The organism is Methylotuvimicrobium sp. (genome assembly GCF_050611805.1).
Lineage (GTDB): Bacteria > Pseudomonadota > Gammaproteobacteria > Methylococcales > Methylomonadaceae > Methylotuvimicrobium.
Genome location: NZ_JBNGHF010000080.1, coordinates 1 through 14578, shown reverse-complemented (window position 1 = coordinate 14578; position 14578 = coordinate 1). Strand labels below are relative to the sequence as shown.

The window sequence follows — 14578 nt, the reverse complement described above, 5'->3', positions numbered from 1 at the left end:
CGGGCTTTTTTTTGCCCTAAGGTTTTGCAAAAGGATGGCATCCATTAGGTACGCGCAGCGTACCCTCACAGTTAGGTTTGTAATTGGATGGGCTAGTCAATAAAGCTAATTGATTCATGGGCGAAAACCAAATTGTTATAGAATGGTCGAATAGTTGTATTTACTTATAACAATGGAAAAATACATTGATGGCCTCGTTAAAAAATAAGCTTATCGCTAAACCGGTGTTGCAAATTGAGCAGAAAAATAGTTTATCCTCAATTAATCTCAAAGGTTCATGGAACTTATTAGCAATCAACGAAAGTCCAGCTATTACTCGAGAGCTTAAAGGACTGCAATTTAATTCGGATTGTATATGGCGCCTTGATGAGGTCGATGCGCTCGATAGTGCGGGAGCTTGGCTAATATGGCAAGCCTGGAGGGGAGAGTTTCCAAATCAAGTGCAAATGAGGCCGGAACATAAACGCTTATTCGATCGCTGGAAAACCTTTAGCTATGCACGGCCGGAAGAAGCACAGAAAAGTTTAGTACAAATCTTCAAGGACGGAAATAAAGTCATTTTGGCTTTTTATAGGCATGTATTTAATGGAATTATTTTGCTTGGCCAATTATTGCTCGACACAGCACATCTATTCAGATCACCGAACAAAATACCTTGGCCGGAAATATCAATGACTATATATAGTTCCGGTGTAAAGGCGCTTGGCATCACAGCGTTAGTTGGCTTTTTGATTGGTATTGTTCTCAGTTATTTGTCCGCACTACAGCTGCAAGCCTTCGGTGCGGAAATCTACATTATCAATATTTTGGGGATGAGTATAATTCGAGAGTTGGGGCCTTTGTTAGCGGCTATTTTAGTAGCAGGCCGATCAGGATCTGCGTTAACCGCCCAAATAGGAATCATGCGCGTTGCAGAAGAGTTAGATGCATTGTCCTCGATGGGAATTTCGCATTCGCTACGAATCATTTTTCCAATAGTAGTCGCGTTAACAGTAACGTTACCGTTATTGACGGTATGGACTAATGCGGCCGCTCTTATAGGTGGTATTGTGTCGGCTTGGCACACGCTCGATATAAGTATGCAACAGTTTGTGCAGAGACTACCTGATTCCGTACCTTTGGTTAATGTATTTATTGGAGTGGGCAAGGCCGCGGTATTCGGCATGTTAATAGGAATGATAGCCTGTCACTATGGATTTCATATTAAACCCAATTCGGAAAGTTTAGGGAATGAAACGACCAATTCCGTTGTCGCTTCAATTACTGTGGTGATCATGGTGGATGCGATATTTGCAATTTTATTTATGGGAACGGGAATGCCATGAATGATGTCAATGCAATCCACATGGAAAACATTTGGACCCAATTTGGTGACAACGTAATTCACGAAAATATTAGTTTCAGTTTGTCAAAAACGGAAATTCTCGGCTTGGTCGGGGCATCTGGAAGCGGAAAAACGACATTGATGCGTGAAATGATCGGATTGCAGGCTCCGACCAAAGGACGTGTTACGGTAATGGGGCAGACCTTAGATTATGAGTCCGGAAATGTGTCAGGTCTGATGTTAAGTCAGTGTGGTGTATTGTTTCAAAAAGGCGCTTTATTTAGTTCGTTAAATGTTTTCGATAATATTGCGTTTCCGTTGCGGGAAATTGGTGTCAAGGATTTCGAATGGATAACTCATTTGGTTGCTTTAAAATTAGCGATGGTTGGCTTATCTGCGAAGGACGAGGTGCTCATGCCAGCGGAGCTTTCTGGAGGTATGGTTAAAAGAGTGGCTCTTGCCAGGGCCTTGATTTTAGAGCCTACGTTATTATTTCTTGATGAGCCGACATCCGGTCTTGATCCCATTGCGAGTCAAGGATTTGTGGATCTATTGTGCGAGCTTCATCATGACTTGGGTTTTACGGTTGTTATGGTCACCCATGATTTAAACGTTTTGAATGATTTGTGTACCAAAGTTGCTGTGTTAGCGGAAAAAAAATTAATTGCATACGGTCCGTTAGAAGTCGCGCTAAAGTGTAGTCATACTTTTGCGAGACAATTTTTTCATAATAAGCACGCTGAGAAAGTTTTTGTGAATAGAGAGCATTGTTTTGGGTAGAGATACGCACGCTTTAGCTACCGGTCTTTTTTTACTAACACTGATAATAGGACTGGTCGGCATAGTGTATTGGATCGGTAGCTTTGAAAAGGCACGTGATCTTTATGTTATCTCGACTAGAGACTCAGTAACCGGTTTAAATCCCGAATCTACCGTGTATTACCGGGGTATTGCGGTCGGAAAGGTTTTGACGGTAAATTTCGATCCGAGCGATCCACTGACAATTTTGGTCGAAATTGAGGTGGATAGCAATATACGATTTACACGAGGGATTTTTGCAACATTACGTCTAAAAGGGGTGACAGGGCTAACGCAAATCGATTTACAAGATTCGGGAGACAGCGATGAATGGTTGTTACCTGGCGACAGGCCGGAGCAAAGAATTCCGTTGCGGCCATCGTTGACGGATCGTTTATTGAGTTCAGGCGAAGAAATATTAATGAAAGCCGAACAATTGATGATACGTCTAGACCGTGTGTTGAGCGATGAAAATGAAGAGCATGGACGTGAAATTTTACGTAATTTAAATGTCGTCACCGAAAAAATGCCAAAACTTGAGGATCAACTGGGTAAGGTATTGGAAAGAATGCCGAATTTAATAGATAGTACGGAGACTACGCTCGGTCAAATCGGTGATTTGACGATTGATTTAAAAGCGGCGGCGAATAGTGTAAAAGTGCTTGGTGACCGAGGGGATGCATTGATCGCATCGGGAGCGAATGTTGGGGATGTGCTGACAGGGACAACATTACCAAAAGTGCATCAAACAATGAATGAATTACAGTCCACAATGAATCAATTAAAACGAGTTGCCAATATGCTCGAAGCTAATCCTCAAGCATTAATATTAGGCCCGGTTAAAACCGAGCCTGCTCCGGGCGAACCGGGATATGAGGAGCCGCAATGAAAGTATCACTAACGTGTTTGTGTTTAATCATGCTGATGCTGATAAGTGGCTGTAGCTATAAAACTAGACCCGATGGAGCGGCTTTGCACGACCTTGGGCTTATTGTTCAGCGAAATGCTGAGCAGGCCCCATTACATGTCGAAGTAACAGCTCCGGAGTGGTTAAGGGATACGAGAATTCACTACAGGCAGCTTTATTTAACCCCCACCATTGTAAAATTTTATAACCTAGACCGATGGATCGCGCAACCGGCCGCTTTATTGGCCAAGCACTTCGCAGCAATTCCAGTAAGCGAGCCGTTAACTGTAAAAGTGCGTTTATTGGATTTTGAACAACGTTTCGACACTCCACAGCAAGCGCGTTCGGTCGTTGCTTTTGAAGTTGAAGTGTATAAGGTGAACGAAAATGCACCAAAAGCTCGAAAAACGTTTCAATTTGAACAAGTCAATATATCGGCAAATGCATTGGGTGCGGTCAATAGCTTTGCCGACTTGACTGAGGTAGCCGTGAGTGAAATGAGCGCTTGGTTTAATTCTTTGCGTTAATCCATCCTTGGCGCCAAACCTTCCGGCATCTGCACAGGTAAAGTCGAAATAGGAAGTGCGTTAGTCGATGTCAAGGCGTTTTTTTGTGGATAATCAGTCATTTCACCTAATCTTAGTCAAATTACACAGTTATTTAATGCATTAATGCGTGTCAATGAGTTGCTGAACGCGACTGATCACGCGATTTCATTTATGTTCAGAGGGCTTGTCTGAAACCCAAACTAATTATACGTTGCAAAATAGAGGCCAAGGTTAGCGGCCAATTGTCGCGCGGCAAAATGCCACATTTTCCTGGTCGCCTTTAATGGATACACTTTACTTCGACTCTTGTATGCACTCTTCACGAGACTAGAGTTGAATCCTTCCTCTTTAATGCGGCCTCCCGGCCGCATCTTTTTTTCGACATCCCAGTTTTAAAAAAGGTAAGTTATGTCAATTTTCAAAAACCCCGATTTTTTCGATTTCAAACCGCTAGACCTCGAACATAAAGTGTTTTTGCCGACGCGGGAGCTTTACAGTAGTCTGAGCCTGCAAGTAAGCGAGCTGTATCGACAAATTAAAACGGTCTTGATCGATTGGCACGCTGAAGTGGCCGTTACCGCGAAGCAAATTTATGCGCATCCGGTCGAGACTGGCTCGCAATGGTATGCTCAAGCTGTTGATTACGGTGCGCAGATGTATGCTCAGGTTAACGAGGTTTATTTTCCGAAAGTCGAGTCTATGTATGAACAGACAGTAGTCGATGCGACACAATTGGGTCTGCAAGCCGGCGAATTTTGGCAAGCGTTTTACGATCACCCTCAAGCAACGGTCGCGGCATTGATCGAACCGGTGACAAATTATACGAATCAAGCAGTTGACGTTGTGGAAGTCTATTTTGTGAGCGTTTATTCAGCGATTGTGGACTTGTTCAATTTAATGCTTGAGCAACCGACTGAAACCCTGGAAGCCGTATATCAAAATGCGTTAGCGGGATTGTTGGACATTTATTTTCAATTGATTTCATCGTTATTGGCGATGCTGTAAAAAGGATCGCACGATGATCAGTTCTCTTGATGATCGCCCACCGGAGCCGCGAATGCATCGGCAACCAATTCATCGGTATTGTCGCCGGTCAAAGATTCCAGAAAAGCAGTTAAATCGTCTATTTCAGCCGCGTTTAAATTCAAAGGAATGATCAGCGGATCTAAGTTTTCATTGCTAATGCCGCCCTGGTTATAGAGCTCGACGACTTCTTTTAGTGTTGAAATCGAACCGTTGTGCATGTACGGAGCGGTCAGCGTGACATTGCGCAACGACGGGGTTTTGTAACGCCAGCGGTCGTTTGGGTTTTGCGTGACTTCATAGCGACCGAGATCGTTGCTTTTGGTTTCCGAGACCGATGCGATCAATTTGTTATCGACATCGACAAAGACGCCGGGGGCGACTTGCACGCGCTGAGTTTTGGCATCGCTGCCCATCGCTTCATGGTAGCCGATGCCGGTATTATGAAACGCATTGTCGGTGAACAGTGCGGTTTCCTTGTCGACGGTGTGGCAAGCCGAACATTGAGCCTTACCGCTAAAAAGTTTGAATCCGCGTTGAGCGGATGCGCTCAATGCCTGTTTTTCATTTCCGTAATACCATCGGTCGAACGCTGAGTTGCCGGAGTTCAGCGTGCGTTCGTAACTTGCGATCGCCATGCCGATTGTTTCGATTGTCGGTCCTTTGCCGAAAGCCTTGTTGAAAAGAGCCTTGTATTCGCTATCGTTATGCAATTTCTCGATTACGCTGCCGATCGAAGGATTGGCCATTTCGTTGTGCGCCAATAATGGCCCCCAAACTTGATGTTCGAGGCTGGTTTCGCGGCCGTCGTGAAACAGTTTTGTGTAATAGGCGACATTGTAAAGTGTCGGGCTGTTGCGCTTGACGGTACGGCCTTCGATTCCGACCGCGGTTTTCATCTCATTGCTGGTAAAGCCTTGCTCAGGAATATGGCACATTGCACACGAAAAAGTATTGTTCAGCGACAGCCGGCGATCGTAGAAAAGTTTCCGCCCCAATTGTACTTTTTCAGGTGTGATCGGGTTGTTTGCCGGAACCGGTACGGGCGGCAGGCCTTTTGGCGGATTGTAGACCGTTTTCATCAAATCGGTAGCTTGACCGGTCCGGTCGGCCAGTGCGATGCTATCCGTCCTGTAATCGTCGCTTTCGTAATTCGATTTATCGTCGCCGGGTCGAAAGCGTTTGAAGACTTGTTTCGACTTTTTACCAGTGGCGACGGCTACCGGTTGCAGTAAGGTCTTCACATCGTTGATTAAAGTGTCGGTATGCAAGAACGAAACGCTGTAGATGTTGCGGATTTTTTTGTTTCGGTCGATCAAATAGACGCGCAAAATATGCGAAAAAGTGCCGGTGAAACGTCCGTTTTCGTCGTAGACTTTCTGGATGCTTTGCCGATAATTATCGAGAATCGGCCGCAACTCGGCTTCCGAAGCAGTCGTTAGGAAGCGCCACTCGATGTTTTCATCCTGCAGGTGCTCGCCATACTGTTTCATTTTCTCGGGTGTGTCTTGTTCGGGGTTGAAGCTTAACGTCAACAAACGCAGTTGTCGGCTCAATTCGGGGGCCTTTTTAAGCCGGTTTTTGATTTTATGAAACACCCCGGTTGCTAAAGGGCAGCCGTTGACGTCGCTGCACGTCGAATAAATAAAACTGAGTAGCACGATCTTATCGCCCATCAGTTGATGCAAGTTAACAGCTTGGCCTTGTTCGTCGAGAACTTTACCGTCTGCGGCTTTTCCGAGCGCCGGTAACAGATAGCTGCCGACGGCCGGGAGTTCGTATTGCAGCGCGCCGTAACCGGGCGCAAGCGTTTCGTTGTCGGCCTTGACCGAAAAGACCGCTACGCTCGACAGCAAAATGACGATGGTAAACAAATGTTTCATGGCGTCGCTCCGGCGAATCGATGGGAACAGAGAGCGGCCGAGGCCGCTCATTGAGGTTATTGATATTTCGTAAGCAGGTTGGGCTGCTGGCTGTTGCTGCTATAAAGAGAATATGCACCGAACCGCATTTGATGCGCGCGGCCTAACTTTTCTTTGATGAAATCGATCGAGAACTGTTCTTTAAGTTGTTTTCCATTCCAATGATAAAGCTTGAAGAACTGCTCGTTATCGTCACCCTTTTTATCCCAGTTGGCCAATAGAGAAGTCGTATAATAAAGACGTTTACCGTCCCAACTTGACGACACCATATTGACTTGGGAGCCGATTTTTTGTTCGTAAACTTGTTTCGGGTTGAACGGATCGCTAATGTCGAAACCTCGAGTCTTCCCGTCCATAAAGGTATTGACCCATAATGTTTTGTCATCGCTCGAAATAGAGATATCGACCGGCAAAGGTATTTTAGAAGGATCGCCAATATCGGCTACTGCTTTCGCTTGCCATTCGCCTGCTTGGTCTTCATAAATCAACCAGATCTTCGATGTTAGTGCTGTGCTGGTAAAGCAGTAGTTATTATTAGCTCCCCATGCGCAACGAAGTTCCAACGGCGCACCGGGAACGTCGAAGACTTTTTTCGGTTTGCGCGCATGCAGGTCCCATTGCACGACGGTATTGCCGAAGCGTTTCATCGCCTCGGGATCATTCAGCATTTTACCGAAATCCATCATGTAATTAGACCAACCGGTGAAAGACGACGTTAGCATTAAGTTGCGCCTTGGCAGTACTCGAACATCGTAACCGTAACCATCGGCGTAGTTTCCGGTTTTGATAGCACCGCGTAAGTCGCTGTCGGTTGGGTGCCAGTGCGTGGCGATATATTCCCCTTCGTTGGTGTATTCGACTAGAGCGGTTCTGCCGCCATGATCTTTGTTATTAGAGAGCCCGGTGATCAGCATGCGACCGGGCAAGGCGTAGGTCGTATGCGGGCCGACTACGCCACCGCTTTTCGCGACGAAATCGCTGATGACCTTCGTCAATTTGGGTTTAGCCGGGTCGCTATGAACGTCGAAAATAAAAACCTTATTGGTATCGAGGCCGCCAGCCCACAAGTATTGCCGATCATCGGTAAAGCCGGAATGATGCGCCTCATTCCGTCCGCCGACCGACAGCGAGTTGACGACTTTGCCATAGTTTTTGGACTGAGGATTGACATCGACTGTGACAAGCTTATCCTGCTCATCTCCGACACCTTCCATGCCGAGCGTCCAGATATAAACAAAGTCCTCCTGTCCGACAATCTTGGCCATATAGGGGGACATACAGGTTTCGTCAGCTTGTGCAGGATGTATGCTAAGGCTGCTGATCATGATTGTAGAAGCGGCAAACAAGGCGGATTGAGTTAGTTTGCCAAGAAGGTTACGGTTCTTGCTTTGTGATTTCATGGTATGCACTCTCTTGTAATTATCTGAGTAATAGTGAGTTTTCGTGAGTCGGACTGATTACCTCCTTTGGCTGATAGTGTTTCTGGGGTGATAAAGTGCTTATGTTTCGGCAGTGGTCGGATCAATAATCGTCTTGATTTGGCTGATACGATTAGCAGGGAATGATCCTTGTTGAGCGTGTTCCCGAATAGCCGTTTCGTCAGGTGCGATATAAACACAATAGACTTTATCATCGGTTACATAGCTCTCAATCCATTGAATTTTCGGTCCCATATTCTGAAGAATGGAACATGACTTTTGAGCGATACCATGAAGGTCTTCGCTTGTCAATGATCCGGCATTGGGGATTTCTCGTTCGATAATGAATTTTGGCATGTTTTTCTCCAATTAAAAATGACTGGTCGTCTCAAATGAGATTGAAAAAATTAGGCTTTGAAATAGCCCTCCAACAAGCTCCGGCAACATTGTTTTAAGGGTTCCGAGGATTGTTCGATTTTCATTCGAAGTAACGCGCCTTGCCAAGTGTTTAGTAATAAATCGGCCATTTCCTCTGCCGTCAGATCGGATCGAACGGTTCCTTGTTGTTGTGCTTGTGTAAGTGCAGAGCGCATAATGTTGCGATAACGAGTTACCGCGGATTGCAATGCCTTTTGGCATATTTTGCTGGTGTCGCCGATTTCACCCATGAGGTTGCCGAGCAGGCAGCCGCCTTTGAAGTTTTGTTTTTCGGTTTCGGCAATCAAATCGCGGTAATAGCGTTTTAACGCAGATAGGGCGTCGCCATTCGAATGTTCCAAATATGTGTCAAGCTGTTTAATAAATGGTTCAATGTAGTGCTGAATGACCTCCGCGCCGAAATTTTCTTTACTGCCGAAATAGTTGTAAAAAGACCCTTTTGGTATTTTAACGGCATCCAAAATTTCTTTAAGTCCGGTACCATGGTAACCCTGCTCCATCAATAGCTTGACGCCTTGATTGAGTAGATTATCTCGGTTGATTTGTTTTTGCGATATTTCGATCATGGGAAAATAATACGACCGGTTGTCTTAACTGTCAATAATAAAAATCAATCATTAATTTTGGGATTTATCAGAGGTCTTGCTAATATTTTGCCGGGTACAGGCGAAGGACAGAAAATATACCTTTCGCGCAGCCCAATTTTCGGTTTTTTAAAACCTCTCCCATTTTGGTAGAGGGTGCATGATGGCGAAATTTGAAGCGCGAAAGGCATGCTTCGTCATGAATATTTCAATTCAAAACAATAGGAAAATTGTAAATGAGCGAACAGGAGTCAAATGGAGGGTCTGGCAACATAGAGCAGGAAGGAAAGAGTATGCATCCATTAATCAAGTTGGGCATACTCTCGGCCGGCTCTAAGGTTGGAGCGGAGATCATTCTCAAGCTTGCTAAGCACCCTGTGTTGTTGATGGCAATGGGTATCGGTAGCGGGCTATATATTAACAAGCACCGCAAAGATATTCTCGAAGCCGCACAGCAGCTAAAAGATCAGGGATTGGCGATCGTTAAGAAAAAAGATTGATGCCTCAGTGGTGTCGGATTAAGTGTATTGCCGGGTTCCGAACAAGGACGTGCCTACTCTGACCATTGTGGATCCTTCGGCAATCGCCGCGCTTAAGTCGTCACTCATCCCGAATGAAAACGTATCGAGATTAGGATGCTTGAGTTCGGAAACCGCTTCATAGAGCAATCGGTAGGGCTCTCGTTGCAAAGAAAAGTCACTTTGCGGTGCAGGTACCGCCATAACCCCTCTTAGGCGGAGACTCGGAAGGGCTTTAACTGCGTCGACCAATTCCGGAAGATCATTCAGAGCAATGCCTGATTTGCTGCTTTCATGGCTGATGTTGACTTGCAAACAAATATTCAATGCCGGTAAATGGACGGGGCGTTGTTCACTGAGCCGCTGGGCAATTTTGAACCGGTCTACGCTATGAACCCAGGCAAAATGGCGGGCGATGAGCTTGGTCTTATTGGATTGAATCGGGCCGATGAAATGCCAGGTGATATTGTAAGCCCCGAGCTCTTGTTGCTTGGCCCGCGCTTCTTGAGCATAGCTTTCCGCGAAATGGCGCTGGCCGGAAAGATAGGCGAGGATAATGTCCGAAGAAGGTTTAGTTTTACTGACGGCAAGTAAGCGAACGCTTCCCGGTAAGCGTTCGAAGTCGATCTCGGCTTGTCTGATTTGGGTTCGAACGGATGCGATTTGTTGAGCAATTGCGAACATAAGCACAATTTAGATGATAAAAAACCGCTATTAAACAGCAGCCCTTTCAAAAAGCAAAGACTTAGGCTAAGGTTATTTAGGATTTCGCGAAAAATAACTTCCTGGAGTTATGAACTTTGCCGAGGGTTCGATAACTCGCCTGGCAGGACGCCGTGAATGCAGATTTTGCAGGAGCAAACATCTGCCCGCCGCCGACACCTGTCAATCGAGCAACCGATCCCTCTTTAAAAATAGGGAAGTTGTTTATAACCAAATCCTTAGTATTTCTATTTTTATTAGCCGCTTGAGAATCGTATGGATATTGCTGAATTATTGACTTTTTCCGTTAAAAACAATGCATCGGATTTACATTTATCGGCCGGTTTGCCGCCGATGATTCGGGTGGACGGCGATATCCGGCGTATCAATATTCCGGCCTTAGAGCATAAAGAAGTTCATGCCTTGATTTACGACATCATGAACGACAAACAGCGCCGCGATTATGAAGAATTTCTTGAAACCGACTTTTCTTTTGCATTGCCGGGTGTTGCAAGGTTTCGTGTCAATGCATTCAATCAGGATCGAGGTGCGGGGGCGGTTTTTAGAACGATTCCTTCGAAGGTGTTGAGTTTAGAAGATCTTAATGCGCCAAAGTTTTTTGAAGAAGTTACTCGCAAGCCTAGAGGTTTAATACTGGTAACAGGACCTACCGGGTCGGGGAAATCGACAACGCTCGCGGCGATGATTAACCATATCAACACCAATGATTATGCACATATTTTAACCGTTGAGGATCCGATCGAGTTCGTCCATGACAGCCAAAAATGCTTGATCAATCAACGAGAAGTCCATCGCGATACATTAGGTTTCAACGAGGCCTTGCGTTCTGCGCTGCGGGAAGACCCCGACGTTATCCTAGTGGGTGAAATGCGCGACTTGGAAACAATACGATTGGCACTGACTGCGGCAGAAACTGGTCACTTGGTTTTCGGCACGTTGCACACCACGTCGGCCGCGAAAACGATCGACCGCATTATCGATGTGTTTCCGGCGGCAGAAAAAGACATGATCCGCTCGATGTTGTCGGAATCGTTGCAAGCGGTTATTTCGCAAACCTTACTGAAAAAAGTCGGTGGAGGACGTATTGCGGCGCATGAAATCATGGTCGGGACCGCAGCCATTAGAAACTTGATTCGCGAAGCAAAAGTCGCGCAAATGTATTCGGCGATTCAAACCGGGCGCAAGGAAGGCATGCAGACCTTGGATCAAAATTTGAAAGAATTGGTTGAAAAAGGCTTAGTGGCTTCAAAAGTCGCCATGTTGAAAGCGGTTAACAAAGATATGTTCAGGTAGAGAGGGGGGCGATATGGATGAATTTAAGCGACTACTTGAGTTAATGGTTCAGCAAAAGGCCTCCGATTTATTCATCACAGCGGGGCGCCCGCCCACGATAAAAGTCGACGGTAAGTTGATCGAAGTATCAAAAACGATGCTAAACAACGATCAATCTCGAGCTATTGTCATGAGTGTGATGACGCAACGGCAAAAAGACGAATTCGATAATACCAAAGAGTGTCAGTTTGCGATTGCTTTTCCTAAGCTCGGCCGATTCCGGGTGAGTGCGTTTACCCAGCGAGATGCTGCGGGAATGGTGTTGAGGCGCATCGAGACTCATATTCCCGATGCCGAAGATCTTCATTTGCCGCCGGTTTTAAAAGATTTGGTCATGAATAAGCGAGGACTGGTGTTGTTCGTCGGCGGGACGGGAACCGGTAAGTCGACTTCATTGGCGTCGTTGATCAAATATCGAAACCAAAATAGCAGCGGACATATTATTACCATTGAAGATCCGCTCGAGTTTTTGCATCCGCATTTGGGTTGCATTGTCACGCAGCGCGAAGTCGGCATGGATACCGAATCCTATGAAGTCGCACTTAAGAATACCTTGCGCCAAGCGCCTGATGTTATCCTGATCGGTGAGGTTAGAACCCGTGAAACGATGCAAAATGCGATTACGTTCGCTGAAACCGGGCATTTGTGTATAACGACCTTGCATGCGAACAATGCCAATCAGGCATTGGATCGGATTTTGCATTTTTTTCCGGACGAAATGCATAATCAATTATTTATGGACTTGTCGTTGAATTTGCGAGGCATTGTCGCGCAGCAGTTGATTGCCCGTGCCGATGGCAAAGGACGCTATCCCGCGGTTGAAATTTTGTTGAACACACCCTTGGTTTCCGACTTGATTCGTAAAGGCGAGGTTCACAAACTTAAGGAATTAATGAAGAATTCGCGGGAACATGGGATGCAGACCTTCGATCAAGCACTTTACGATCTCTATACCGCCGGAAAAATTAGTTATGAAGATGCCTTAAACTCTGCGGACTCAAGAAACGAAGTACGCTTGATGATTAAGCTGGGTGCTGAAGATTTAGGGACTTTAGTCAATGAAAATATGCATTTAACAGAAGACGAAGACGAGCATTCTCGTTTTTAATTCAATCATCTTTTGCGTGCTTCACTAATCGTTTCATAAGCCTTGGTGATTTGTTGCGTTTTTTCTTTGGCCAAGATCATCATTTCTTCGGGTAGGCCTTTCGCAACCAGTTTATCAGGGTGATGCCGGCTGATGAGGCGGCGATAAGCTTTTTTAATATCGCTATCGCTAGCATTGGGGCGGACGCCGAGGACCTCGTAGGCGGTAGCTAAATTATCCTCTTTTTTAGTCGTTTGATATTGCTGTCGATGTTGACTGCCATAGAGCCGGTATTGCGCCAGAATTTGTAATTTGATGCGCTCGTAATCAAACCGCGAAAGACCGAGTATTCCGCAGATCTTAATCAACAGTTTATCCTTGACCTCGCTCAAATGGCCATCGGCCATCGCGGCTTGAAGTTGAATTTCTAAAAACATGCGAATCAAATCGCCTCGCCGGCGGCACTCGTGACGAAATTGACGAAGCGCGTCATCAAGAGGAAAGTCTTTGTTTTTGCCTTGTTGAAAGAGTTTAATCGCGGTTGAGCGTAAGTCGGCCGATAAGCCCATTTCGTCCATTACACGTTTAGCCAGATCGATTTCCGCTTGAGAAACGCGTCCGTCCGCTTTGGCGATGTGGCCCATTACCGAAAATGTCGCGGTAAAAAAAGCGGTTTGTATGCGGTGCTTATCGCCGGGGCTCAATCGCTCGTCGAAATCGAATGCCTCCAAGCCGGAATCGAAGTGATGGCCGACCGATGCCCCTAGTATAGCCCCAAGCGGACCGCCCAAAAGAAATCCGAAGGCGCCGCCCAAGAATTTTCCCAACCAACTCATTGCCAGTCATCCCGTTATTCAAAAATAAATGCTATTGTATGCGATTTGATATTAACTTCTTATAACGAGGCATTATGAACGCTCCGGCTGTTCTTTACGAATCATCTTTGTCGCAATTGACGTTGCGAGCTCGCGGAAAAGTCCGTGATATTTACGACATAGACGATGAACATATGTTGATCGTCACGACCGATCGCCTATCGGCTTTCGATGTGATATTACCGGATCCGATTCCGCAAAAAGGGCGTGTTTTGACATCTGTTTCGAATTTTTGGTTTAGTAAATTGAAACACATTTTGCCTAATCATTTAGCCGGCGTTTCTTTGGCCGAAGTGCTTACCGATCCGCAAGAACTCACGCAGCTAGAAGGAAGGGCGGTCGTGGTCAGAAAATTGAAACCGCTACCGGTCGAAGCGATTGTACGCGGATATATCATTGGTTCGGGTTGGAAAGATTATCAGCAAACCGGTCATATTTGCGGCATTCGTCTTCCCGAAGGTTTACAGCAGGCACAGCAATTGCCTGAGCCGATCTATACACCGTCCAGCAAAGCGGCTGTCGGCGATCATGATGAAAATATAACGTTTGCGAAAACGGTTGATTTGATGGGGCAAGAACTCGCCGAAAAAGTGCGTGAGGCCAGTTTGGCTCTCTATCAAGAAGCGGCGAAATATGCCAAGGAAAGAGGCATTATTATTGCCGATACCAAATTCGAATTCGGCACCGATGACGCCGGCGTCTTATATTTGATCGATGAGGCGCTAACACCCGATTCGTCTCGCTTTTGGCCCGCCGATCAATACCAAGTCGGCATGAGCCCACCCAGTTTCGATAAGCAGTATGTGCGCGATTATTTAGAAACTTTGGACTGGAATAAAAAGCCGCCGGCGCCCTCATTGCCCGAGGAAGTGATTCGTAGGACGACCGAAAAATACCTGGAGGCGGAGGCTAAATTAATCGGTTCAAGAAATTAGTACGCTGCCTTCGCTCAATTCTGCGAGAATCATTGCAGTAACGCTCATGAAGGCTTGGCATAACCCCGGCAAATGAAAGTTCTCTGGTGGCGGAGGGTGCGGTCACTCGCCCGACAGGACGCCGTGAACCCAGCACCTAAATCCAG

15 protein-coding genes are annotated in these 14578 nt (G+C 46.1%); 9 read left to right on the top strand and 6 right to left on the bottom strand.

All coding sequences use genetic code 11. The features are described 5' to 3' along the window. The first annotated feature begins 188 nt into the window (after positions 1-188). From ACRJJO_RS20865 to ACRJJO_RS20845, 5 genes are all read left to right on the top strand, one after another. Positions 189-1325, top strand: coding sequence for an MlaE family ABC transporter permease (locus ACRJJO_RS20865; protein ID WP_431067499.1), 1137 nt, complete (start codon positions 189-191; stop codon positions 1323-1325). Next, positions 1322-2104 (top strand): ABC transporter ATP-binding protein, encoded by a 783-nt coding sequence (locus tag ACRJJO_RS20860; RefSeq protein ID WP_431067497.1) that lies wholly within the window; start codon positions 1322-1324, stop codon positions 2102-2104. The genes ACRJJO_RS20865 and ACRJJO_RS20860 overlap by 4 nt, the downstream gene beginning before the upstream one ends. Continuing rightward, on the top strand, positions 2097-3011 hold the full coding sequence (locus ACRJJO_RS20855) for an MlaD family protein (protein WP_431067496.1): 915 nt from the start codon (positions 2097-2099) through the stop codon (positions 3009-3011). The genes ACRJJO_RS20860 and ACRJJO_RS20855 overlap by 8 nt, the downstream gene beginning before the upstream one ends. 29 nt (positions 3012-3040) lie before the next feature. Further along, positions 3041-3556, top strand: coding sequence for a hypothetical protein (locus ACRJJO_RS20850; RefSeq protein ID WP_431067495.1), 516 nt, complete (start codon positions 3041-3043; stop codon positions 3554-3556). A gap of 429 nt (positions 3557-3985) precedes the next feature. Next, positions 3986-4582: a hypothetical protein gene (locus ACRJJO_RS20845; RefSeq protein WP_431067494.1), complete on the top strand. Its 597-nt coding sequence runs from the start codon at positions 3986-3988 to the stop codon at positions 4580-4582. A 17-nt stretch (positions 4583-4599) separates the two neighbouring features. Here the strand turns inward: ACRJJO_RS20845 and ACRJJO_RS20840 are convergent, their stop codons facing one another. From ACRJJO_RS20840 to ACRJJO_RS20825, 4 genes are all read right to left on the bottom strand, one after another. Beyond that, the gene (locus ACRJJO_RS20840; RefSeq protein WP_431067493.1) at positions 4600-6483 is read right to left on the bottom strand and encodes a cytochrome c peroxidase; all 1884 of its coding nucleotides are present in this window, start codon (positions 6481-6483) and stop codon (positions 4600-4602) included. 56 nt (positions 6484-6539) lie between these two features. Beyond that, positions 6540-7847: a selenium-binding protein SBP56-related protein gene (locus ACRJJO_RS20835; protein ID WP_431067498.1), complete on the bottom strand. Its 1308-nt coding sequence runs from the start codon at positions 7845-7847 to the stop codon at positions 6540-6542. Positions 7848-8021: 174 nt separating this feature from the next. Then, on the bottom strand, positions 8022-8297 hold the full coding sequence (locus ACRJJO_RS20830; RefSeq protein WP_404359146.1) for a DUF4242 domain-containing protein: 276 nt from the start codon (positions 8295-8297) through the stop codon (positions 8022-8024). Positions 8298-8347: 50 nt separating this feature from the next. Then, entirely contained in the window at positions 8348-8944 is a 597-nt protein-coding gene (locus ACRJJO_RS20825; protein WP_431067492.1) for a TetR family transcriptional regulator C-terminal domain-containing protein, read from the bottom strand. Positions 8945-9198: 254 nt separating this feature from the next. Here ACRJJO_RS20825 and ACRJJO_RS20820 point away from each other — a divergent pair, with 254 nt between their 5' ends. Then, positions 9199-9462, top strand: coding sequence for a hypothetical protein (locus ACRJJO_RS20820; protein ID WP_431067491.1), 264 nt, complete (start codon positions 9199-9201; stop codon positions 9460-9462). A gap of 18 nt (positions 9463-9480) precedes the next feature. Here ACRJJO_RS20820 and ACRJJO_RS20815 read toward each other — a convergent pair whose 3' ends face one another. Further along, positions 9481-10164 (bottom strand): YggS family pyridoxal phosphate-dependent enzyme, encoded by a 684-nt coding sequence (locus ACRJJO_RS20815; RefSeq protein WP_404359152.1) that lies wholly within the window; start codon positions 10162-10164, stop codon positions 9481-9483. Between the two features lie 294 nt (positions 10165-10458). Between ACRJJO_RS20815 and ACRJJO_RS20810 the strand changes: the two genes are divergently transcribed. Both ACRJJO_RS20810 and ACRJJO_RS20805 read left to right on the top strand, forming a co-directional pair. After that, on the top strand, positions 10459-11496 hold the full coding sequence (locus ACRJJO_RS20810) for a type IV pilus twitching motility protein PilT (RefSeq protein ID WP_431067490.1): 1038 nt from the start codon (positions 10459-10461) through the stop codon (positions 11494-11496). Between the two features lie 13 nt (positions 11497-11509). Beyond that, a complete protein-coding gene (locus ACRJJO_RS20805) occupies positions 11510-12643 on the top strand; it encodes a PilT/PilU family type 4a pilus ATPase (RefSeq protein WP_431067489.1) in 1134 nt (377 codons plus the stop codon). A gap of 5 nt (positions 12644-12648) precedes the next feature. Here ACRJJO_RS20805 and djlA read toward each other — a convergent pair whose 3' ends face one another. Then, positions 12649-13458, bottom strand: coding sequence for a co-chaperone DjlA (gene djlA, locus ACRJJO_RS20800; protein ID WP_431067488.1), 810 nt, complete (start codon positions 13456-13458; stop codon positions 12649-12651). A 74-nt stretch (positions 13459-13532) separates the two neighbouring features. On the opposite strand from djlA, the gene ACRJJO_RS20795 reads away from it, so the two are divergent. Continuing rightward, positions 13533-14432: a phosphoribosylaminoimidazolesuccinocarboxamide synthase gene (locus ACRJJO_RS20795; RefSeq protein ID WP_431067487.1), complete on the top strand. Its 900-nt coding sequence runs from the start codon at positions 13533-13535 to the stop codon at positions 14430-14432. Positions 14433-14578: the final 146 nt, after the last annotated feature.

Excerpts from the sequence above, each read along its gene's own strand:
- ACRJJO_RS20805 (WP_431067489.1), top strand. The coding sequence starts at position 11,510 with ATGGATGAATTTAAGCGACTACTTGAGTTAATGGTTCAGCAAAAGGCC.
- ACRJJO_RS20835 (WP_431067498.1), bottom strand. The coding sequence starts at position 7,847 with ATGATCAGCAGCCTTAGCATACATCCTGCACAAGCTGACGAAACCTGT.
- ACRJJO_RS20825 (WP_431067492.1), bottom strand. The coding sequence starts at position 8,944 with ATGATCGAAATATCGCAAAAACAAATCAACCGAGATAATCTACTCAAT.
- ACRJJO_RS20820 (WP_431067491.1), top strand. The coding sequence starts at position 9,199 with ATGAGCGAACAGGAGTCAAATGGAGGGTCTGGCAACATAGAGCAGGAA.
- ACRJJO_RS20815 (WP_404359152.1), bottom strand. The coding sequence starts at position 10,164 with ATGTTCGCAATTGCTCAACAAATCGCATCCGTTCGAACCCAAATCAGA.
- ACRJJO_RS20865 (WP_431067499.1), top strand. The coding sequence starts at position 189 with ATGGCCTCGTTAAAAAATAAGCTTATCGCTAAACCGGTGTTGCAAATT.
- ACRJJO_RS20840 (WP_431067493.1), bottom strand. The coding sequence starts at position 6,483 with ATGAAACATTTGTTTACCATCGTCATTTTGCTGTCGAGCGTAGCGGTC.
- ACRJJO_RS20860 (WP_431067497.1), top strand. The coding sequence starts at position 1,322 with ATGAATGATGTCAATGCAATCCACATGGAAAACATTTGGACCCAATTT.
- ACRJJO_RS20845 (WP_431067494.1), top strand. The coding sequence starts at position 3,986 with ATGTCAATTTTCAAAAACCCCGATTTTTTCGATTTCAAACCGCTAGAC.
- ACRJJO_RS20830 (WP_404359146.1), bottom strand. The coding sequence starts at position 8,297 with ATGCCAAAATTCATTATCGAACGAGAAATCCCCAATGCCGGATCATTG.
- djlA (WP_431067488.1), bottom strand. The coding sequence starts at position 13,458 with ATGAGTTGGTTGGGAAAATTCTTGGGCGGCGCCTTCGGATTTCTTTTG.
- ACRJJO_RS20850 (WP_431067495.1), top strand. The coding sequence starts at position 3,041 with ATGCTGATGCTGATAAGTGGCTGTAGCTATAAAACTAGACCCGATGGA.
- ACRJJO_RS20810 (WP_431067490.1), top strand. The coding sequence starts at position 10,459 with ATGGATATTGCTGAATTATTGACTTTTTCCGTTAAAAACAATGCATCG.
- ACRJJO_RS20795 (WP_431067487.1), top strand. The coding sequence starts at position 13,533 with ATGAACGCTCCGGCTGTTCTTTACGAATCATCTTTGTCGCAATTGACG.